The sequence below is a fragment of the Rhizobium sp. PAMB 3182 genome (genome assembly GCF_052908355.1).
On sequence record NZ_CM128607.1, the window covers coordinates 382,657 to 402,665 of the forward strand.

Consider the following 20,009-nt stretch of genomic DNA (forward strand, 5'->3'; position numbering starts at 1 on the left):
GCAACTTCAGTTCGGCGGCTGCGGATGTGGCTCGTCCGTTCCCTGGCTGCGCTCCAAGTCGAGGTCCTCCACCATCGCAATGAAGTCTTGATTGAGCGCCAACGCGGCAGCGACTTCCTCTGCCGTAACCGTCCGTCCCTCCGTCCCCTTCAGCTCGAGCCCGTATTTGAGGTAGACTGCCTCGGCGACCTCCGCCAGAACCTCCGGCATCACGGCCAGCTGTGCGTGTTGGGTCTCCCAGATTTGATCCGCGACGGCGCCGATGAAGCCCGCGCTTATCAGTCGGTCAGCGATCAGATCGGGGTCGGGCGCCGGGCCGGGCTCGCCCTTCAGCCGAGCAGCCTTTGCCGGATCCTGAGCAAGCGACACTGCCACCGCCTCAATCATCTGGGCGAAGTGTTTCTCGATCAGCAACTTCGCCACATCATCCGCAGAACCGAGCAAAATGAGCTTCTCCGCTTGTGATTTTTGCTCCGAGCGAAGCTCCTCCAAACTCTTTCCGACGTCGGCTTTGGCTGCCTGCAACTGCTTCTCAAGGCCTGCGACACGCTTCTCCATCTCGGTCGCCCAGGAGCCTTGATACAGAAGGACCGCTCCCAGCCCTACGACAATTCCACCAAAAATCCAGTTCACCGCCGTCGTCATGTCTTTCCCCTCTTCGGTTCGGTCGCTCCTCCAGCCGGTGGGATCGCCTGCTGCTGCTGCAGAATCGCCTTCATCGCGGCTAGCGCGTTCTCGCTCGAAAGCTGCGAGGCGAGCGCGACGAGAAGTGCGCCCTGCGCGGCCTCGCGCGCGACCCGAACGGCGAACCAGATTAGCCCGCTGATCGAGAGGCCGGAAGCGCCAGACACGGCCAGAAGGACCGTGGTGTTGCCAGCGTTGAGGACGAGGAGGTAGAGCATGACGACGAAGACCGCCAAGATCATCGCCAGCGCCGCATACATCATCCTGCTGCTCGTGCCGGCTTCCAGGAAAAGTCGCTCCTTCAGCGCCATTGTGCGCTGCTGCGGGTCGCCTCGCCCCAGCCTGCCCTGAACAGGGCTGATTTCCTCGGACAGGATGTTCGCCAATTTTGGCTCCAGCGTTTTAGCCATTGCTCACAACTCCAGAAGCATGGAACCGTAAAGCCGCGCGATATCAGATCTAAGTTTGAGATAGGACTGCGGCTCGTGTCCGAGGTTGAGGAAGGTTTCCTGCAGCTCCGGCACAGCGCGCGCCAGATACTTGGGCTTGCGGTTGGCGATCACCCGCCGGTCATGCCGGCCCGCGCGCAGCGTCCTGGCCATCCCCATGGAGTGGCAGATCGCGAGGTCGCAGATGCCCGACCAGCGCTCCGGCAGGGCGGCAGCCAGAACGGCGGGCTTGTGGATGGCGTCGCGGAACTCGACGCCATTGCCGGGAGCCAGCACGTCACCGAGCACGGCGTCGAGCGCATCGCGGACCTTGACGCGGTTGCCGTCGCCTTCTAGGTCGCCGTCGTCGTCAAAGCCCTTGATGAAACTCGACAGCAGATCCGGCAGCCGATCGGACCCGTCCGCCGCCGCTGCCGTGCCGTTCGCCGCAAGGAAGTCGCCAAGGTCGCGCAGGATGCTGGAAGCGCCCTGCGCAGCGCGCCGTTGCGTCACGGCCCAAGCATCCTCGGAGAGGTCGCGCCGCGAAATGGTCGCCTCGCGCCAGTGCGCGACGATCACGATTACCTTGGCGCCACCCTCGGCGGCCTCGCTAAGCGCCTCGAAGGTCGCCGCGCGATGGATGCGGTCTGCAGCCATTCCGGCGTCCTCGGCGGTCTGCAGCAATTCGCAGAGCGTCCTCGCAACGCGGTCGCCGTCCGGATCGGCTTCAGCCTCCCCCGTCGCGAAGTCGCCACGACCATCGGTCGGGTAGTCTACGCGCAATCTGAGATCGGCGTGGAATGCGGCCCGGTCAAGGGGCAGACCGATCAGCAGCGCGACATCCTCGACGCCTATCTTCTGCTCGAAGAGATCAGCCATGGCTCGACCCGCCGCGCAGGAGCCGCTGATCTTCGACGACATGAAAATCGTCCGCGGTGTCCTTCAGGTGGAACAGCATCTTGTCCGACGCATCGGCGTTCACGCTCTCGCGGAACCTGCGCCTTATGAGTTCGAGCTGCATGCCGAACGGCAGTGCCGCCTCCTCCGCCTGCATGGCCTCGATCGTCTCCCGCAGGACGACGGCGTCAGCCTCGGTGGGCGCGCGGCGGGAAAAGATCGCCGTCAGCCTTGCGAAGGTCGATTTTGGACCCGACCCGACGGAGCGGAAGGGTATCTCGATGAGGGTGCTCAGATTGCCACCATTGCCCGACGCCTTTATCCGGATCTGGCCGACAGTCGCCTTTGCCCAGTCCGCGTCGACCCGCATGAGCTTTGCCAGCGGGTCGCCCCGGCGGCCTAGGAAGCAGACGAGCAGGCGATCAAACGTCTCTCCGGATTTCAAGCTCCAGCGCCTCGGCGGCTCGCCCCCGAAGAACAGCAGGCCACCGCGCCCCGTTGGACCCTTGGGCGGCAAGCCGCCGCTTGCCGTAGCCCGTCCGGCTCCGGAATATTTGATCGCGGCCATGTCAGAGAGCGAGAGTGAGCCGCTCAGATCGACGAACCTCATCGTTCTCCCCGCGCCACTTCCGTCGGTCGCGACATGTTCCAAGATGCGCTGCGTGGCAGATGCGATGTCCTCTCGCGAGGCGACCCGAACCGCGATCGGCGGGCGTCCGCCGGGGAACGAGACCTCGATCAATCCGTCCGGCAAAACGCGGTAGGCGCCTTCGGCGCCGGCTGCCTCGACGCTGCCCGCAAGTTCCAGCGCGAGAGCGTCGTCGAGCCTAACCGCCTCGATGCGTGCAGCGCGGCGGGCCGCCGTCGGCAGGGCCGCGATAGCGTAGCCCCTCTGCCCGCCGGCCGCGGCCTCGCCACGCTTAAGCACCATCGCGTCGAAGGCTTGGATCGCGCGGGTGTCCTGTGCCAGCGCCGCTTCGACCCGGCGCACGACCTTCGCCTGGAACAGCGCGTCGCCTTCGGCATAACGCTTGTAGTCGCGCTCGAACGTCCGGACCACTACCTGGGCCTGATTCATCTCCGACGGGTTCAGACGAATGATACCGTTTTTGCCATCGATTTGAACCTTGCCGGCAGGGATGGCGTCGTCGGCCAGGATCCGCACTGACCGACCGTCGAGGTTGTGTCCGCCGACACTGAGAGCTTCCACCTCGTTGTCCGAGACGACGATACCTGGAGTCCTATATACGGCCTCGGGAAGCGGGGGGACGTGGTCCACGATCGATTTCCAGGCAGCGCTGCAGTCACCGAATGGCCGCGCCAGATCACCCAAGTCACCGGCCATGAGGGAGAGGCGATGGATCTTGTCCTTGAACTCTTCCCTTCTGGAAACCAGATCCTCGAAGTCGCGATCGATTTTTTCACCCCATTCGTCGATTGCGTTGCTCTCCTTCTGCAACGTCGAACGGGAACAAGCAGCGACGCTGCCGCAGCGGGTGACGGCGACGTTGTACTTCTTGATCGCCTCATTGAGGCGATCCTCCTTGTCTCTCAACTCATGCAGCTCGCGCTGCCATGCGGCGTCGAACTTCCGAATGGCCGCGTCCGGGTCAACCAGCAGGGTGGCGAGCTCTCGGGGGTCGCCGGGCGCGCGCAGAAGCACATTGGCATCGGCCGATCCCGTGTTGTCCTCCCAGCTCGCATAATCGGCCGTCGTCGCCAGGCAGCCCCTTGCCGCATCGATGATCAACTGGATCTGGTCGGTCGCGGACAGTTTGAAGGCTTGGAACGGATGAGTGCCCGCCTTGAGCTGCCGGCTCATATCCGCAAGCGTATCGGCGACGACGCCGATGAAGCCACTCCACCGCTCCAGATACGCTTTCTCCGAAACCATCGGTTCTACGCGCGTAGCCTTTACCTGTACGGCGCTGAAGACGACATGGAGGGCAGCGTATTGCGCGGCGCGAGCGAGATAAGGATCCCGCATACCGGCGAAGAAGTCCCAGTACTCGTCCTCGGCCCGCTTGATCGTCGTCTCGACGGCGTCGTCCAACGCGAATTTCCCGTCATCAGGAAAATAGGACACAGGCAGCGATCCCGTGCGGGATAACGCGAAAACCTGCAGATCCCCGAACGTCGTCCAGGATCCGAAGCCAGCGGTGTTCCAGTTGTAGGTCAAGGACTCAAAGTCTTCCGCGAGCTCGGCGTCGAGCCGCGAACGGATGCCGCGCGCATCCGGATTGCCGAGGGGGCGCGGGTAGGGAAACCTGACATAGGCGAGATGGTTTCCCTGCGACCAACCCTTCAGCATCTGGTCGGTCATGTTCAGCAGCTGGCCATACTCCGTGTGCGTCAGCTCGCGACTGAGCAGGATGGGCGCCCAATCCACCGCGCCGCGCAACACGGTCTCTGCGAAAAACAAGGGAACAGAGCCCTGGCGCTTCTGCGCCGGCGCGTCGTTGCCAAATATATCGAACAGGGCCCCGATGATCTCGGCGTCGTGCATCACGGCGACAAGAGTGGGGTCGGTAACCGCGCCCGCCAGCGGCGCGGTCCGCTGGTAGCTCTGTGCGAGGTCGACGACGTGGCTCGAGGCAAGCGTCAGAATGGTGTCCGTGCGGAGCGGCGCCATCTGATCCAGGGACGCCGTGCGCTCCCGTCCGACCAGCACTAACCAGTCCGGATCGACACGAGTCACGGCGCCGATGAGCGTGTCGGTGTCCACCAGGTAGCGCCGGAGAAGCGGGATCGCGTCGTTTAGAGACTTGGAGAGGGGCACCGTCAACACCACGAGACCCGCCGGGCTGGCGTAATAGACGCCGGGCTGATCGAGGGGAAGGTCAAGGAGCTTCGCCTCGATGGTCTGCGGGGTCGCCGTGTCGAACGGATCGGACGAGAACCGAACCGCGCCCGTTCCAAAAAGCCAGTCGTGCAGCGAGGCAGCAGAAATCTCCAGGTCGGGCGGCCCAACCTTTCGAGACGCGCGTCGCTCAGCATTCCAGCTTTTTGGTACGAACTGACGATAGGTCGTTTTGTAAGGCGTGCCGAAATAAACGCGGTCGATCGCCTCGGCTAGCGTCGCCACGTCAGCATCGGAGACAGCCCGGGTCTCGATCACGAGGTCTCGTACGACCCCATCGAAACCTATTGGGTGCTCTCGAACTGTGAAACCGACCAGTTGAGAGCCGAAGATCCGCGGCACCCATTCCATTCTTGCAGCAAAGGCAGCGGCTGGCGGCTCAGTTAGAACGAAAGTTCTATGGCCTGGTTCTGTTGGAGATACAACAATATCTTGATATATGAACGGCTCTGCTTCACGAACTGACTTAGCAAACTCCATACTTGCTGCGGAAATCACTGATGTTTCAGCTTCCGCGGAGCTGCAAAATGCAAAGACTGCGATTGCGACAGTGCATATTGTTTTCATCACGCCAGCCGCCCTAGATGACCGTTCCTTCGAACTATTAACATAAACCTATAGAAATCGGAATACGAGTATTTCTTTAAATATACATATTTTAGGTGTAGAACGCTGAAATCACTGCGACTCCAATGAGTAGCGATCGACGAAATTGCGCTCGGGAATGCCGGACTGTTGTATCGCAGGTAACAGAACGATCCACGACGGCGGAGGGCGCGCACCCTAGGCTTGGACACGACTGCTCTCAAAAAGCCCTTGTCGAGAATTCGTAAACGGCACTTCCTGCGCTTGCTCCCAATGATCGGCCCGACTTTTCACCCGCACGACCCACCCCTATGGAAATCCTCTACAAGCCCGCGCCCGCGGCGTTGAAGGAGCGCGAAGCCGAACGCCCGCTTATCGAAACCAGCAGCAGGCCAAACAGTCATTATTCTTAGAAGATGGCGCCACTACGCGAAGGATCGAAGCACAATTTACCGGACCCACGCGGGACGACATTTGCGTCAAATTTTGCTCGGCCGCGCGCGGGCCGAGGGTCAGTCGATGGAATGAATGACCGCTTCGAGCATCTCAGCCACAGCTCTCGGGTGTCCGGGATGAGGGCTAATAGCTGCCAATTACGTCTTCAATCTGAGTATTTTGGTGCGGACGGCGGGGGTCGAACCCGCATGGCCAAAGCCGAGGGATTTTCGTACCAGCTACGGCTTTCGCCGCCGCCCGTGTGAGCGTTTGTGGTCTGGACTATACCTTCACCGTTGCTGTCGCTTTAGGTGCTGCCCGTCTAGTCTCTACACCTTCCCCTGATGGAGCTTGGCTCGGGATCGCCATCTGACAGGGTTCCCCGACTTTGAGCAGTTCTACGTCCGGCGTTTCCCCCGGCGCACTCAATTTTGCTTAAGTCCCTTGTGTCTACCGATTCCACCACGTCCGCGTGGTCATTCCTGCTAGCAAAGCGGACGGCTCTTCTCAACCCGAAATCGCGTAGTCAGCGCTTCGCAGATCGGTCGTTACCGCCGCCACCCGGCTTGCGGGTAACGGCAAGGCCTTGAGGGCCGTAATCCGGTCCTCAAGCGGCGGATGCGTGGACAGCCAGGTGCGGTCTCCGAGCGCGAACATCTTCACCATCGCCAGATCATCGTTCGGGCTTTCGCCTTTGGCATGACGTAACGTTTCCAGCACCGAGATCATCGCTTCGGGTGACGTCAGCCGAGCGCCAATCGCATCGGCGGTAAACTCGCGTGTGCGGGAGAAGCGCAGCAGCTCCAGCTCCGAAAAGGGCATAAAGAGCCAGCGGGCGAACGCTTTCAGGCGCGCAAACACCAGAAAGAACGTCAACGCCTCGCGCACGCCGAGGGCGTAGGTCATGCGCGCCATGTCGTTGCAGGCTACATGACCGAGCTCATGGCCGAGCACGGCATCCAGTTCGTCGCGCGACAGTTTCTCAACCGCCCCCTTGCTCACCGCAATCAGCGCATTGCCGGGCTTTGTGCCCATGGCAAAGGCGTTGATAATATCGGAGTCGTACCAACCGATATGGGCTACCGGCGGCAGTCCCAGCCGCGCCGCCATCCGTTGGGTCGCCTCGTGGATCGGATGGCCTTCCGACAGGAAGGTCACCCCCGTGACCTGGGCAGCCGGGCTGGCCGCGCCGGTCGAAAACCGTGCCGCGAACAGCATGCCGCCAATCAGCGCCCAGACCGGCACGCCGATCAGGATATACAGCGCGGTCATACCGAAGACCCCGAGCAGAAGCGGCGCGAAGAAAAGGATCGCCAACGGCCCACCGGCGGCAACCCCCATGCTGGAGATCACGAAGGCAAACACCAGTGCGATCACCGTTCCGGCGGCCGCGCCGAGGATCAGGACAAAGGCCGTCGCACCGACGGGATGACGGGGTACGCTCTCGACAATGTCGGTCATGAAGGAGTCTCCGCAGATACAAGATCGGTTTGCAGGGGATGAGCAAGATCCCGCAGGAAATGGATCGCCTTGCGACCGGCGACCGAGCCGCGCAGCAGCCCGGTGACCTCGTCGTGGGTCATCAAGCGCCGACCGGCGAGATGCAGGTTCTCCGACAACGAGTAACCGGCGGAGGCATTGGTGCCGCCGCTGACCGAGGCCGACATGTTCGGCACGTCATAGGCCACGGTCCGGTCGCCTAAGTATCGTGAGATCAGTTCGGCCGTGTGCGGGTCGTCGGTGCCGAAAAAGGTCTTGGTCTCGACCTGCAGGAAGGACTTCCATGTGGTGGGATAGAGTTCTTCAAGGGTTGGCAGGTCCTGCAGGAAGAACCACAGCCGCACGCCCGCGCTGGCATGGGTGCGCATCGCCGCCACAAACCGGTCCTCGCGATCCAGCGCCAGAAACTCGTCCAGCACGAACAGTACCGGAATATCCGGACGGACGGGATTTCGGAGCATGGCATCCAGCGCCGAGGCGAACAGGATGCGCACCAGAATGGAGAAGGGCCGGATCTTGGCGAACGGCAGCACGAGGTAGACGGTGGCGGGTGTGTCCTTGAGGTCTTCGAAGGCGAACCCCGAGCGTCGGGTCACATGGCGCAGTCCCGACGTGTCCCAGATCCGCAATTGCGTATTGAGACTGTCGAGAACGCGCGGCTGCCCTGTCTCGCGCGACTTGGTGCGGAAATTCCGTGCCGCATTGCGGATCGACGGCGGCATGACCTCGTTCGCCATGGCTTCGACAAGCTGGTGAAAGTCCCGATCCAGCGTACTGAGTGCGTCCCTGATGGTGGCAAGGTTGCGGTGGCTCTCCGGCGCGAACCGCGCCGTGAACTCCACCACCGCCGCAAGGAACCCGACCGCCTCGTTCTCGAAGAACTGCTGCCGGTCATCCCGTGTACGCGGATAGAGAATCTCCGCCAGCTGCACCGCTGACTGGCTGTCAGTCACCTCGTCAAGCGGATTGAAGGCGTCGTCGTTCGGGATATCGGGAACCTCGAACGGGTTGAGGACATAGACCGGCCCCACCTCGCGACGCCACGCCGCCGTATTCTGGTAAAGCTCGCCCTTCGGGTCCAGCACCACGGCCGAGCCGCCGTAGGTGCGCAGGTTCGGAATGATCTGCAACCGGCTCTTGCCGGTGCGGGTCGGCGCGACCGTCAGAAGATGGCTTTCGCCGTCCCAGTTGACGGCGTGCCCTTCGCAGGTGCCGAGGCTCAGTGTGCGCCCCGAGGCGGGGCGCAACAGTCCGGCCTTGCGAACATCATCGACCGTTGCCCAGCGGGCCGAGCCATGTACCGGCGGTGGATCGCGCCGCATGGCGTCCTGCTTGTCGCGCAGCGCATAGGCGGCCTCGGCCTGCTCCACAATCACGCGTGGATCGCGTCCGGCCGCGAGAGCCTCGCACGCGGCCTCGATGGTGACCGGATCATAGCCCGCCTTTTGCAGGCGCCGCCGCAGGTTCCAGACCAGCACCGCCCGGCTGACCTGTGTTCCACTGCGTGCGGCGGTCAGGATGTCGCCCATCGAACCGCCGATATCAAAAATATCCCTGCCCATGGCCGCCCCCGTGCCAACACCAAAGATTGAAAGGAACGTAATCGGCAACCTTGAAAAGAGTCAACATATGCGTGCATAAATCCGTACAGCGCACTTACAGGTCGCCGACATGTACTTACATGTTCGTCGACCTTGCCGTCGTTTGACGCGTTGCCGCGATAAGGCAACCACGTCAAACGCCGAAGTGCGGCAGGGGCAAGCCCCTGCACCCCACCGTGCCAGCCCTGCCGTTCGTGGCGTGTCTGGCGAGGACGCGCGCATGCAGGACGGGAATATTCATTGCCACGTCGACAACCTCGCCCGCCGCAACGGGAAGGGAGGTGAACGCATTGCCGTGGCCACCGCCGCCTACAACGCCGGGGCACGGCTGTGGTCGGAACGGGAGCAACGTTTTGTGGATTTCGGCAACCGCGAGGACGTGGTGTTCTCACATATCCTCCTGCCGGAGGGCGCGCCCGGTTGGGCGGCGGCGCGCGAGGTTCTGTGGAACCGGGTCGATTTGTCCACGCGGCGGCGCGACGCGCGCCTCGCCAAGTCCATCGAGGCGGCGGTGACGCGGGACATTCCCGTCGACCGGCGGCCTGCCTTGCTGGAGGCCTTCGTGGCGCCCTTCGTCGCGATGGGCTGTGTAGCCGATATCGCCATTCATGACGACGGCACCGACGGCAACCCTCATGTCCATGTCCTGCTGACCACCCGCCTATTTTCGGGTGACGGCTTCGGCGACAAGATCACCGCGCTGGAACAGCGCGCCTTTGTCAAATCCGTCCGCAAACGCTGGGCGGACCTCACCAACCACATTCTGGAAGAGACCGGATCGGCGCTTCGCGTCGATCACCGCAGCTACAAGGCGCGAGGCATTGGGGCGGAACCGACCCGGCATCGTGGCCCGAACGCAACCGAGCGCCGCAGGAAGCGTGAACACGCGCGGCGCGTGAGACAGGAGAGGACGATGGCCGGACCGGACGCATGGGAGCGACAGAACTACCCCCTGCTGGCGCAGCGGGGGGCATGGCCGCCGGAACCGGCGGCGTCCCCCGATATGAGCCCCCAGGAGCGTGAGGAACATCACCGCTACTGGGAAGACAGGAAACTTCAAGACATCGAGGAGCAGGTCCGGGACGAACCCGATCCGGACCGCACGGCCCCGCAAACGGCGGCGGAGGCACCCTGGTACCGGCAGGCGCTGACACGGGCACGACACGGAACCGATCCGGTTCTGCCGACACCGGACCCGGAGCAGGACGCGGAACGCGCCGACTATGAACGCGACCTTGCCGGTGAAGCCCTGCGGGAACCCTTGAGCGAGCCCGAGCGCCGCATGCTCGACACCCTGTCTCCGGAACAGGAGGACGTGCGCGGCCAGCTGGAAACCCTGATCCACTCCCGCCGGATTGCCGCCCTGCGTGCCCGCGACGAGGAGCGGCTTGTCCGGGACCTGTCGGGGCGGATGGAACCGGCGCAGCGCGCCGCACTGGACGACTACCTCGCCTCGGAGGCTCGTGAGCGCGACCACGATCTGCCGGTGCCGGGACCCGACGGTGACCTGCTCTCGCCGGACGAGCGCGATCGCGCCGAAAACCTGATGCTGCAAGACTACGATCGCGAGGAAGACGAGCGGGAACGGGACCGCTAGCTTCTTAGGCCTGCCCGGGCGACAGACGAGGGGCCTCTCCGGCATGTAGAGACGGGAGCCCCTTCGGACGCCGGTGCAACGTACCCTCCCCTGAGCCGACCTGCATCCCGCCCGCACAACAGATGGCGTGGGACCGGCAGGCTGCGGTGTTCCGCCTGCCTCATCCGTGAACGTCCCTGCCGACACCCGCTGGCCGGAAGGTTCGCCAGACTGGGCCGCGCCGTGCCGTGCGCAAGGGATCTTCCGCCGCAAGCGGTCTCCCGAGAAGACCCTTGCACCCGTCCCGTGACGCCCGGCCCGAAACGCTGGCGACCGGCCGCAGAGGGTGGCCGGAGTAACCAACACAGGACGACGGCAATGGCAAAACCCCATGCACCCAAAGTACCAACCCACGAAATCTTCCATGTCACGGGCGAGAAAGACAAGGCCCGCTGGACCAAGATCGGGATCGGCTGGAGCCACGGCGACAACGAAGGCCTCAACCTCATCATCAACTACACGCCGCTGATCGAGGGCCGCACCGTGGTGCGCCGGATCAAGGCACAGGAGGATGCGGCATGAGCCCCGCGCTCTCCGGCAACCGGGCGAAGTCGCTGTACTTCGCCCAGCCCTACAGCATCAGCGCGACCGGCTTCTACTTCACCGATATGGATCAGTATCGGGACAAGGCCGCAAACCGCGTGGACGACTACGGCCAGCCGGTCGAGGAGTTCGAAATCCAGTACATCGACGGAGAAGAGGCCGACCTGTTCGCCGCCGTCGGCGTCACCCAGGCCACGCTTTCCGAGTGGTTCGATCTTCTCGACGAACTGGACGGCGACGAAGACCGGACGGTGATCGCGATTCACCTGATGGAGCTTGGCTATCCGCTGGACGAATTATCGACCCGCTGGGACGACTACTCGCTCTACCACGGCACGCTTGCCGACTACGCGGAGGAGATCGTGTCCGGGTGCTACACCTTGCCTGCCAACCTCGCAGGCTATCTCGACTACGAGCGGCTGGGTCGGGACATGGTGCTGGAAGGCTCGGTTACCGAGATCCAATTCAACCTGCTGCTGATCGGAGGATAGCGTCATGACCGGTTATCCTCCCTCCCATCCGTGGTATTACCTGCAGGGCGGAACCGTGTTCCGCCCGCGCACGATCAAGGCCTATGCCCTGATCACCGGCTACAAGGGCTACCGCGCCGACGAAATCGCGGCGGCGGACCGGCTGCCGGAGCCGAAACGCAGCCGGAAACTGGCTGCCCTCAAGGCCGAGGTTCTGGCCGGATTGAAAGCCGACATGGCGCGCTACCGGCATCTCGCCTGCGCACTCCGCGCGCGGCGGAGAACCACTAGTGTTGCAGCCCAACCTGTCCGCTCGGACGACCTCGACACGGCCATCGGACTGGTCTTCTCGCATCTGTACAACTGGTATGCGCATCTGGTCGCGTTGGAAGCACTCGGGCAAGATCAGCTGGAAATGGACTTCTGACGCAGGTACTGCATCAGCACCCACTTGCCTTGAACGACAAAAAATATGGCATGAATTCAGCAACTCTTTCCGCCACTTAAACAACCCAGCGATTATTAATACGATGTCGACTCGCCTTTACCGCGCATTATTTCGATAGACATTTTCTAAAAATCTAACAATAGTTGTATAGCCTGACGTTTTCTAGTCCGTGGGGGCGGTAGAAAATAATGATGAAGGTTGTTCTTAATTCTTGCGTATTTGTTGTCACATTATCTGCCTGCACCGTCTTTGAAATCGGCGAGCGATACAGTCAGCAGATCGACGATGAACTGAACGCCTACCACAAGCAGGCCAGTCAGTTCATAAAGTCCATGGAACAAAACGCCGGAACGCCGCAAGGCACCTTTGGTTCCGCCGAGGCAAAGGCGTTCTACGCCGAGGCAAGCGCGACCCTGGCGAACATCGAACTGCAGGCGGCCGTGCTCAGCCCTAGACGCTGCCCCACCGACTATCTTCAGAAAATCGCCGGCCAGCTGGCTCCCGCTGCGTTGCAACCGGAGGAGGCACCCGGTGCGTCTGCCGACAACACGCCGCAACCGACCGGAAGCGGCCCGACCGGCAACTGCCTTTCGATCGTGGTGCATGGTGTCTCGCTTGCCCAGCAGGATCTGGAGCTTGATCACAAAGACGCGGGCAAGCTGACCCCGACGGTCGGCACATTCAATCAACAGCAGATCGACGCATCGGTGAGGGTCGCCCTCACCACCTTACGTGCCAAGAAATACTGACGGAGACAAACCATGTCACTCGACGCATCAGATCTCGGAAGCAAAATGATCGCGGAAGCATCCGCAGTGGCGGGTGCCGGATGGAAGGACATCAAACAAGCGGCAATGGTCGAGTTTCAGGGGCTGGCGCAACGCCTTCTAACCCTGACCCGCGCCTACAAGGACAAAGAGATGACGCAGACGATGGTCAAGCGGCACCTGCGCACCATGCGCTACCACGTGGTGGCGACCATTGCGATGCTCACGGTGCTGCTGGAAGCAACGATCGAAAAGATGGTCAACAAGGCCCTCACCGTCGTCCGGGACGCCGTCAACAAAGCCATCGGCTTTGCCCTGATCGCGTGACCGCAGGCAAGTACTTCGAAACCTTATATACAACCACGGCCAAGGGGGACCGTCATGCCAACCGGAAAGGAACTGCTGGCTCTCGCCAAAACCCGCATCGGGGAGAAATACGTCAACGTGTGCGTTCCCAAAAACAATCCCGACTGGCACGGTCCGTGGGACTGCGCGGAATTCGCGTCATGGCTCGTCTATCAGGTTGGCGGCGTCCTGTACGGATGCGTGGACGACGACGGCGATCCGGCACTCGTCGAAGCCTATACCGGCGCCTGGAAATCGGATTCCCAGAACCTTGGCCATCGGGTGTCCTGGGAGAAGGCCGCCAGTACGGTTGGTGGTATCGTGCTGCGCTACCCTCCCGCTCCGGGAAGCATGGGACATATTGCCATCTGTGACGGCAAGGGTGGTACCGTCGAAGCTATGGGAAAGGCCTACGGCGTCAAGGCCGGAAAGGTCAACGGTCGGCATTGGGACACAGGCATCTTTCTGCCGGGCTTCGACTATGGAGACGCGGTGGATGGACTGGACCTGCAGGGGCCAGAAATCATTTACGCGCTCGGCCGGCCCAATATGAAGAAGGCCGTCATACTGGAAATCCAGCACGCGCTGGCCGATCTGGGGATCGATCCCGGCCCGATCGATGGTGAATATGGTTCGCAAACAGCCGCCGCGGTCGCGGCGTTCCAAACGATAAAGGGGCTGGTCGTTGACGGTCAGGTAGGACCGCAAACCGCGCGACGCCTCAAGATCAAGCTGCGCTGATTAGAGACCGGGTGCCGCATGATTCCCGATTTTGCCCGAACCCTTCTTCGCTGGCTCGCAACTGTTTGCGTGAGTGTCGCTGCACTTCTCGCATCAACGTGGCTGCTCTTGTTCATCCTTCACATTCTTGTGCCGTACCAAGCCATGGATCTGATGAACGCCACGTTCGCAAGGTCACAATACGCTCTGTTCGAAGGCGTTGATCAGGCGCTGGGCTTGGGAGAAACCTTCAAAAGCGAGTCGTCGCACAGGACGCGGATAATCGGCAGCGCTCCGGAGACGTTGAAGTGCTTCGGGGTGGAGTTGCAACAAGATGCATCCGAAAGCCTCATCTCAGACGCCGAGACCTTCGCCTCGCTTGGGGTTACAGGGAAACCCGTGGCCATCCGTGCGGTTCGGAACTTCGACGATTTGTACAGCGCGGTCGACAATCAGCTGCAGTCTTATAAGGACCAGCTTGAGCAGATGCGCAAAGTCGGTGCCCGATACACATTCGCTTTAATCGTGCTGGGTTTCCTCATGACCGTGGTTTCGGCGATCAATTCCTCCGAATGGTCAAAGGAGCCCGGCGTGCGCTCCACCGCCATCCGCCTCGCGGCCATTGCCTTGCCTGCCCTGATCACCGCCATTACCGCCACGGCCGCTCTTTTTGCACCCAACGACAGCATCAGCCGCAAGTCGCAACTCGTCTTCAATCTCCTTACCCTGCAAGCCGAAATGAATGCGGCGATCAGTGCGTTACCCTGCCCCGTTAATGAAACCGAGACGGCGACGTTCCAGCAGTCCATCGCCGATTGGAACAAGCGCGCATCCACTGTCATCGCCACCGCTGAATTCCAGCCGGCCCGAGACCCTGCGGGCCAAGGCCAGCAGGAGATCAAGAGGGTGCAGCAAGTCGCACCCTGACCAGTGCCGGACGGGGACGGACACCCTCACAGCGGGTGCGGATGTGACGTTGAGAGACGCGGCTCCGCCACCCGGAGAGATGTCAATCCGGGTGGAAACAATGTCGTAGCAACCAGACACACCACAAGGCGGCCGCGACAAACCACAGGATTCGTGCGAGAGGGCGTGTGGAGGCCACTCCCTGCTCGCACAACAGCCACAAGATGAACCCTTTGGGGATCACCAGTAGATCACCAGTTCGGGGTATTCGGTGGTTTGGCCGGGCCGGAACGGATCGGACTCGATGAAGGTGGGGCGCCAGACGTGGCGGAAGGCTTCCCGGCCGAGCCACACCTCAAGTTAACCCCCGGATAGGACGAGCAGCGGGCATACAGACCCCATTTGCGATATTGTCTCCCCTGAGGAAGTTCACCTCGACGACTTAGAATCGGCACACGTCTAACCACCAGCGCACGCACAGAGAACCACGATTAGGCAACGTGCGTGGCAGCTCCCAAATTCCAACAGTTTACCCAGAAGGTAAATTTACCTTGTAGGTAAGCGCCGAATCGGTTAAAAAGAACTGTAAGGAAGACCTTCACCTTTGGGATGGCCGACATGACGGAAGCCGTTAAAATCTACTTCTCGAAAGAGTTTTGCAAGGCCAAGAAGGACCTTGGGCTTACAAACAAGATGCTAACTGAGGTGGCGCGGGACATTCGTTCCAATCCGCTTATTGGCAAACAGTACTCACCTGATTGGCCAATGTTTCGGGAGGCTAGCGTAAAAATTGGGAACCGTACGTTCGCAATTGATTTCGTGTATATCGAAGAGCTTAGTGAGGTCGATTGCTCGCTCATTTCGGAAGTCAACCCACCGTCTTCCGAAGCTGGCAATAGAGATGCTCTTTGGTATCTGGAAGTAGGTAGCAGGCTGCTCGTTGTCGTAGACAGGCTGCTTAAGCTCCTCACATAGCCGGCGTCCAAAAGGCGAAGGAATCATAACGTTTACTTACCGGAAAGGAGGTGTGTCGGATGCCTGCATCGGATGCACAGAATAGAGTTATCGCAGCGTTTGAGCAAAGTGCTCAAAACATCATTTCCCGCCACTCAAATGGAGGTAATCGAGAGAAGCTGAAACTTCTCCGTGAAAAGTTGGAAATGACCCAGAAGGAATTTGCTGAAAATTTCGGAATTCCTTATGCGACGGTGCGAAACTGGGAGCAACCCGACAGAGGTCAACCGAACGTTGCAGCATCTCTTTTGATTGACCTGATCACGGAAGACCCCGCAACAATGCGAGGTTTGATAACGAAAGTTAAGGAGAAACAGGAATAGTTTCTTTTGTTGACTTCTGGAACAGATTTGGAGCGGGATGATTTCTTCATCCCGCTCTATTTTTACATGCCGGAAATCTAGTTCCACATCCGTGAAATTCGGCTACGCAAGCGGGTCCGTTCCCGAGCTGGCTGCGCTCCAAAGATATAGGAAAAGACAGGCCAATATACTCTTCATGCGGCAGCGTGGTTCGGGCATAAGCGCTACCCAGAAAAGTGTCTTGCGACGAGGTTCACAAGCAATAGCAACAGGAAAAATGCAGTACAAATCTTGATCAGCAGAGGAGGATTGTCGACATAAAGCCGCCATCCGAGGATGACGGCCAACAGGTATAGCCACGGATTGCTCACCAGTAGATCACCAGTTCGGGGTATTCGGTGGTTTGGCCGGGCCGGAAGGGATCGGACTCGATGAAGGTGGGGCGCCACACATAACGGAACTCCTCGTTGTCCAGCCACACTTCGAGGGCACGAGCCGCATCGGTGTCCGAGAGGTCGAACGGGTCGTCCTGCTCGATGCGGTAGGACCGGTGGCCAAGGGCTGCTACCTCGTGGATGGCATTGGCCACCACGCCGGGGTTGAACAGCACATTGGCGATCTCGCGGCGCATGTCGGCCGCCATCGTATAGTAGCTTTCGGCGCGTTTCATCAGGAAGCCCTCCCCAGGTAAGTGTCGGTGATCTTCAGGCGGGCGTGGCCGAGTTCGGCCGAAATCTGCCGCCGCGCCGCCCGGTCGGCGTGTTGTTCCTTTGCGGACATCTCCGTCCAGCGCTTGCCACCCGCCAACGGGCAGAGCTGGCCGGTCAGCGTCCGGTAGCGCTCCTGGGCATAGTGGTGGCGCAGCCCGTGGGTGTTGCGCAGGCCCGCTTTCAGGGTCAGGTACTCGTAGCGTTTCAGTTGCTCGACATAGGTCAGGTCCGGCGGGATCAGCGAGCCGCCGCCGGCGACCCGGGCGGCGTTCTCCAGCGCCTGGCGCTGCTCCAGCGTGAGGACATCCAATACGCGCGGTCGCCCTCCCTTCGTCCAGCTGGCCTGAAGGACCAGCTGATCGGCGCGGAGCGCGAGATGCGGGCGGATCTTGATCGCCTCCTCGCGGCGTAGGCCGAAGGCCGCCTGCAGCAGCAGCGAGGCCCGCACATGCGGATCGCTGATGGACTTGCATTTCTGGAGGTCGAGGGGCCGGGCGCGGTTGCGGGTGCCCTCGCCCCGCTCGCCCACCCCATACGGGGTGTTGTCGCGGTGGAGAAGCGCCGGCCGGTTGATCTTCTCCGCCCAGTAGCGCAGCCACGTCAGGCGGTTGCGGATCGTCGCGTCCGTCTTGTCGTCGTTCAGCCACTTCTCGACAAGGGCCTCGACATGTTTGGGTTTAAGGGAGGCCGCCGCCGGAAGCCGGTAGCCCAAATCCCTGAGTTCGGCCGCCATCGCGGTCAATCCGCGTTGCCGGTTCGCCTGTGTGCCATAAGAGCCGTCCCTGTTGCGCCGGCACATGCGCACCAGGTCCATGGTCAAATCGTCCATCTTGCTCGCTTCCTCTGTCAAGGTCGGTGAGTGTTGATGGCCGATGCGCGCTCCGTAGAGGTCAGCGCACCCCGCGAAGGTCATTCGCGGCCATGGGCCGGAATGCGAACGTGAGTTCTCCTTTCTGCGGTAAAAGCCTCCGTGGCCCGGTCGGGAGACCGGTCCGGTTCGGTTTGCCCTGTTGGGCATCCGGCGTCCGTCCGGACGTCGGGGTGTGGCCGCCCGGGCGGCGCACGTATGGTCTGAGCGGTCATGGCGCTCTCCTTTCGTTGGGAAAATGGTCGGGAAGATGGATCAGGCAGTTGCGTGATCTGGGGGGAGTGTGACGGCAACCAAGCGGTAAGCGCCAGTGTTTTCCGCTGGAAATGATGACGCCGCGTCGCAAGGGACGCGGCGTCGTTTGTCCATCATGTACGGTCACGTGCACAAAAGCAGGCGCTGGGCTTGGGTCCGGCGGGTCCGTCACTCCCCAACCGGTTGGCGAGTGACGGACCGCCCGGCGCCCCGCACGTCGGACATCGCCCGTCCGAAGATCGGACGGCTCAGGCCCACATGCGGGGCGCCAAAAGGTGCTGGGGGATTGTTGGATGTTGTGGTTAGGGTTTTAGGGATTGGTGGGGAAGGCCTTCCCCTGCCTGCAACCCGCAAGGGCGGTTTTACGTCACCCCTTCTGCGGGGGAGCCCGCAGCGCCCCTTATTGCAATACAGTCTACTTAGGATAGGTCGAACCACTTATTCGAGGTTTGATCCCTCTTCTGGAATATACCTACCATTACGAGAATCAATCTATGGTAAATTGTTGACGAAATCACAACCATGTGATGTTCTAGGTTTATAGTCCTCACGTGGAGATCAATCTTGTTCGACATTTTTCTTATGGTACTTGGAGTATCACTGATCGGTGGATCGCTCGCAGCCTGGATGAACCAGGAGAAAGTCGAGATTTTCCTGACGAGAAATATCAAGCGCCGGCTGTTATAGCCGGCGCATTTTATTGGAAAAGGAGAAGAATATGAAATCTCGCTCTTTCATCCTTACAGTTCTATTGTTCTTTGTTACAGCGACTGGATCAATTTTAACTATAATTGGCGCCTCCGGGTTTTTCGACGACCTGGGGCTGCCATTACTGCTACGAAAAATTCTATCCTACTCAGGGGCTGCAACAATGCTGGTAGCTGCCGCTTTGTTTGTTATCTACTTGTATAGGATTCTCAGGACCGGAACATATTTTTCAGACGTGATGTTATATCGCAACACTTTCTACACTGAGATATGCGATGCAGACGGTGTGGAGAAAATTGTGGATGCGGCCGAAATCATATTCAATGATGCAACCGATGATAGCGAAACAAGAAGAATTAAATCATTCGATGATCAAGCATTCACTGTAATACGCGACAATAAAAAGAGATTTAGAGGATACTACTGCGTATTGCGCCTCAGCAAAGATGGAAAGGACGCGATACACGACGGTTCGTTCTCCGTGAAAACAGTATCACCGAAATTTTTGCGCACGGACTCAAAGAAAAAATATAACGATCTCTATATCGGCGCCATTTACGCAGACGGAGCATTTTCAAAGCATTTCGTTCTGGGGTCCATATTTGACTATGTCAGCAGGAATAAACCTCGAAGCGTCTACGCGCGGGCAGCGACATCCGACGGCATTCGCTTACTTAACAAATATAATTTCAAACCACTTTTCTTCAACAAGCCCGGTTTAGGTGAATTTTACGTGAGACATTCATGAAGTCAGTACACGCCTAACGGTGCTGGCACTTACTTTGAAGTCTTCAGCGACAGAAAAAATTGACACCCCCAAATTTCGCATGCCTCGAATTTGTTCTTGTTGCAAAATTGATAACTTTGGCTTTCGACCAAACCTTACACCTCGTTTGCGCGCCAGTTCACGTCCGTGCGCCGTATTCTCCAGGATGCGCTGCCGCTGCCAGCGTGCAGCCCAACCGATAATGAACATAAGCAGGTCCGACAGTTCCGATGTGGTGTCGATGAACGGTTCATCGAGCAGCCGGAGCGCCGCACCGGCATCTTTTACCGCCTGAAGGATGTTCAGCATGTCGAGCGGATCGCGGGCGATGCGGTCGGTCACTGTCGCCAGTACCGTGTCGTTTGGTTGGAGAATTGCCAGCAGCTTCTCCAGTTCCGGCCGGTCACGGTTTTTGCCGCTGCGCTTTTCCTCAAAGATCCGCGTGCAACCGGCGGCCTTCAACTTGTCGATCTGGTAGGACAGGTCCTGCCCCTGGGTGCTGACACGGGCGTAGCCGAGAATACGAGGGATGGTCATGGATAGGTCTCCATTTTGCGAAAC

General features: G+C 60.4%; 20 protein-coding genes. 11 read left to right on the top strand and 9 right to left on the bottom strand.

Annotated elements, in window-relative coordinates; all coding sequences use genetic code 11:
- Positions 1-6: 6 nt before the first annotated feature.
- The 6 genes from ACU5AZ_RS01965 to ACU5AZ_RS01990 form a co-directional block, all read right to left on the bottom strand.
- A complete protein-coding gene (locus tag ACU5AZ_RS01965) occupies positions 7-645 on the bottom strand; it encodes a hypothetical protein (RefSeq protein WP_446824395.1) in 639 nt (212 codons plus the stop codon).
- Entirely contained in the window at positions 642-1,094 is a 453-nt protein-coding gene (locus ACU5AZ_RS01970) for a hypothetical protein (protein WP_446824396.1), read from the bottom strand. Before ACU5AZ_RS01970 ends, ACU5AZ_RS01965 begins: the two co-directional genes overlap by 4 nt.
- Before the next feature lie 3 nt (positions 1,095-1,097).
- Positions 1,098-1,991, bottom strand: a complete 894-nt coding sequence (locus tag ACU5AZ_RS01975) for a hypothetical protein (protein WP_446824397.1) — start codon at positions 1,989-1,991, stop codon at positions 1,098-1,100.
- Positions 1,984-5,127: a hypothetical protein gene (locus tag ACU5AZ_RS01980; RefSeq protein WP_446824398.1), complete on the bottom strand. Its 3,144-nt coding sequence runs from the start codon at positions 5,125-5,127 to the stop codon at positions 1,984-1,986. The genes ACU5AZ_RS01975 and ACU5AZ_RS01980 overlap by 8 nt, the downstream gene beginning before the upstream one ends.
- 1,269 nt (positions 5,128-6,396) lie before the next feature.
- Entirely contained in the window at positions 6,397-7,350 is a 954-nt protein-coding gene (locus tag ACU5AZ_RS01985; protein WP_446824399.1) for a M48 family metalloprotease, read from the bottom strand.
- Positions 7,347-8,951, bottom strand: a complete 1,605-nt coding sequence (locus ACU5AZ_RS01990) for a type IV secretory system conjugative DNA transfer family protein (protein ID WP_446824400.1) — start codon at positions 8,949-8,951, stop codon at positions 7,347-7,349. Before ACU5AZ_RS01990 ends, ACU5AZ_RS01985 begins: the two co-directional genes overlap by 4 nt.
- A gap of 259 nt (positions 8,952-9,210) precedes the next feature.
- Between ACU5AZ_RS01990 and ACU5AZ_RS01995 the strand changes: the two genes are divergently transcribed.
- The 10 genes from ACU5AZ_RS01995 to ACU5AZ_RS02040 all read left to right on the top strand — a co-directional run bounded on the left by ACU5AZ_RS01995 (position 9,211) and on the right by ACU5AZ_RS02040 (position 16,162).
- Complete coding sequence (locus tag ACU5AZ_RS01995) at positions 9,211-10,587, top strand: MobA/MobL family protein (protein WP_446824401.1); 1,377 nt, start codon at positions 9,211-9,213, stop codon at positions 10,585-10,587.
- A 357-nt stretch (positions 10,588-10,944) separates the two neighbouring features.
- Positions 10,945-11,148, top strand: a complete 204-nt coding sequence (locus ACU5AZ_RS02000) for a hypothetical protein (RefSeq protein WP_446824402.1) — start codon at positions 10,945-10,947, stop codon at positions 11,146-11,148.
- Positions 11,145-11,660, top strand: coding sequence for an antirestriction protein ArdA (locus tag ACU5AZ_RS02005; protein ID WP_446824403.1), 516 nt, complete (start codon positions 11,145-11,147; stop codon positions 11,658-11,660). The genes ACU5AZ_RS02000 and ACU5AZ_RS02005 overlap by 4 nt, the downstream gene beginning before the upstream one ends.
- A gap of 4 nt (positions 11,661-11,664) precedes the next feature.
- Positions 11,665-12,066, top strand: coding sequence for a hypothetical protein (locus ACU5AZ_RS02010; RefSeq protein WP_446824404.1), 402 nt, complete (start codon positions 11,665-11,667; stop codon positions 12,064-12,066).
- A gap of 209 nt (positions 12,067-12,275) precedes the next feature.
- The gene (locus ACU5AZ_RS02015) at positions 12,276-12,836 is read left to right on the top strand and encodes a hypothetical protein (protein ID WP_446824405.1); all 561 of its coding nucleotides are present in this window, start codon (positions 12,276-12,278) and stop codon (positions 12,834-12,836) included.
- Positions 12,837-12,848: 12 nt separating this feature from the next.
- Positions 12,849-13,181, top strand: coding sequence for a hypothetical protein (locus tag ACU5AZ_RS02020; protein ID WP_446824406.1), 333 nt, complete (start codon positions 12,849-12,851; stop codon positions 13,179-13,181).
- Positions 13,182-13,235: 54 nt separating this feature from the next.
- Positions 13,236-13,940: a peptidoglycan-binding domain-containing protein gene (locus ACU5AZ_RS02025; RefSeq protein WP_446824407.1), complete on the top strand. Its 705-nt coding sequence runs from the start codon at positions 13,236-13,238 to the stop codon at positions 13,938-13,940.
- 18 nt (positions 13,941-13,958) lie between these two features.
- Positions 13,959-14,846 (top strand): hypothetical protein, encoded by an 888-nt coding sequence (locus tag ACU5AZ_RS02030; protein ID WP_446824408.1) that lies wholly within the window; start codon positions 13,959-13,961, stop codon positions 14,844-14,846.
- Positions 14,847-15,443: 597 nt separating this feature from the next.
- Entirely contained in the window at positions 15,444-15,800 is a 357-nt protein-coding gene (locus ACU5AZ_RS02035) for a hypothetical protein (protein ID WP_446824409.1), read from the top strand.
- A 59-nt stretch (positions 15,801-15,859) separates the two neighbouring features.
- Complete coding sequence (locus ACU5AZ_RS02040; protein ID WP_446824410.1) at positions 15,860-16,162, top strand: helix-turn-helix domain-containing protein; 303 nt, start codon at positions 15,860-15,862, stop codon at positions 16,160-16,162.
- A 346-nt stretch (positions 16,163-16,508) separates the two neighbouring features.
- Here ACU5AZ_RS02040 and ACU5AZ_RS02045 read toward each other — a convergent pair whose 3' ends face one another.
- Entirely contained in the window at positions 16,509-16,811 is a 303-nt protein-coding gene (locus ACU5AZ_RS02045) for a hypothetical protein (RefSeq protein ID WP_446824411.1), read from the bottom strand.
- Positions 16,811-17,680: a phage integrase N-terminal domain-containing protein gene (locus ACU5AZ_RS02050; RefSeq protein WP_446824412.1), complete on the bottom strand. Its 870-nt coding sequence runs from the start codon at positions 17,678-17,680 to the stop codon at positions 16,811-16,813. The genes ACU5AZ_RS02045 and ACU5AZ_RS02050 overlap by 1 nt, the downstream gene beginning before the upstream one ends.
- Positions 17,681-18,692: 1,012 nt before the next feature.
- Between ACU5AZ_RS02050 and ACU5AZ_RS02055 the strand changes: the two genes are divergently transcribed.
- Complete coding sequence (locus ACU5AZ_RS02055; RefSeq protein WP_446824413.1) at positions 18,693-19,430, top strand: hypothetical protein; 738 nt, start codon at positions 18,693-18,695, stop codon at positions 19,428-19,430.
- On the opposite strand, the gene ACU5AZ_RS02060 is transcribed toward ACU5AZ_RS02055, so the two are convergent.
- Positions 19,425-19,985 carry a recombinase family protein gene (locus tag ACU5AZ_RS02060; protein WP_446824414.1) on the bottom strand — a complete coding sequence of 187 codons (561 nt, stop codon included), beginning with the start codon at positions 19,983-19,985 and terminating at the stop codon, positions 19,425-19,427. The genes ACU5AZ_RS02055 and ACU5AZ_RS02060 overlap by 6 nt on opposite strands.
- Between the last annotated feature and the right edge of the window lie 24 nt (positions 19,986-20,009).

Coding starts and splice junctions, on each gene's coding strand:
- ACU5AZ_RS01965 (WP_446824395.1), bottom strand. CDS start 645: ATGACGACGGCGGTGAACTGGATTTTTGGTGGAATTGTCGTAGGGCTG.
- ACU5AZ_RS01970 (WP_446824396.1), bottom strand. CDS start 1,094: ATGGCTAAAACGCTGGAGCCAAAATTGGCGAACATCCTGTCCGAGGAA.
- ACU5AZ_RS01975 (WP_446824397.1), bottom strand. CDS start 1,991: ATGGCTGATCTCTTCGAGCAGAAGATAGGCGTCGAGGATGTCGCGCTG.
- ACU5AZ_RS01985 (WP_446824399.1), bottom strand. CDS start 7,350: ATGACCGACATTGTCGAGAGCGTACCCCGTCATCCCGTCGGTGCGACG.
- ACU5AZ_RS01990 (WP_446824400.1), bottom strand. CDS start 8,951: ATGGGCAGGGATATTTTTGATATCGGCGGTTCGATGGGCGACATCCTG.
- ACU5AZ_RS01995 (WP_446824401.1), top strand. CDS start 9,211: ATGCAGGACGGGAATATTCATTGCCACGTCGACAACCTCGCCCGCCGC.
- ACU5AZ_RS02000 (WP_446824402.1), top strand. CDS start 10,945: ATGGCAAAACCCCATGCACCCAAAGTACCAACCCACGAAATCTTCCAT.
- ACU5AZ_RS02005 (WP_446824403.1), top strand. CDS start 11,145: ATGAGCCCCGCGCTCTCCGGCAACCGGGCGAAGTCGCTGTACTTCGCC.
- ACU5AZ_RS02010 (WP_446824404.1), top strand. CDS start 11,665: ATGACCGGTTATCCTCCCTCCCATCCGTGGTATTACCTGCAGGGCGGA.
- ACU5AZ_RS02015 (WP_446824405.1), top strand. CDS start 12,276: ATGATGAAGGTTGTTCTTAATTCTTGCGTATTTGTTGTCACATTATCT.
- ACU5AZ_RS02020 (WP_446824406.1), top strand. CDS start 12,849: ATGTCACTCGACGCATCAGATCTCGGAAGCAAAATGATCGCGGAAGCA.
- ACU5AZ_RS02025 (WP_446824407.1), top strand. CDS start 13,236: ATGCCAACCGGAAAGGAACTGCTGGCTCTCGCCAAAACCCGCATCGGG.
- ACU5AZ_RS02030 (WP_446824408.1), top strand. CDS start 13,959: ATGATTCCCGATTTTGCCCGAACCCTTCTTCGCTGGCTCGCAACTGTT.
- ACU5AZ_RS02035 (WP_446824409.1), top strand. CDS start 15,444: ATGACGGAAGCCGTTAAAATCTACTTCTCGAAAGAGTTTTGCAAGGCC.
- ACU5AZ_RS02040 (WP_446824410.1), top strand. CDS start 15,860: ATGCCTGCATCGGATGCACAGAATAGAGTTATCGCAGCGTTTGAGCAA.
- ACU5AZ_RS02045 (WP_446824411.1), bottom strand. CDS start 16,811: ATGAAACGCGCCGAAAGCTACTATACGATGGCGGCCGACATGCGCCGC.
- ACU5AZ_RS02050 (WP_446824412.1), bottom strand. CDS start 17,680: ATGGACGATTTGACCATGGACCTGGTGCGCATGTGCCGGCGCAACAGG.
- ACU5AZ_RS02055 (WP_446824413.1), top strand. CDS start 18,693: ATGAAATCTCGCTCTTTCATCCTTACAGTTCTATTGTTCTTTGTTACA.
- ACU5AZ_RS02060 (WP_446824414.1), bottom strand. CDS start 19,985: ATGACCATCCCTCGTATTCTCGGCTACGCCCGTGTCAGCACCCAGGGG.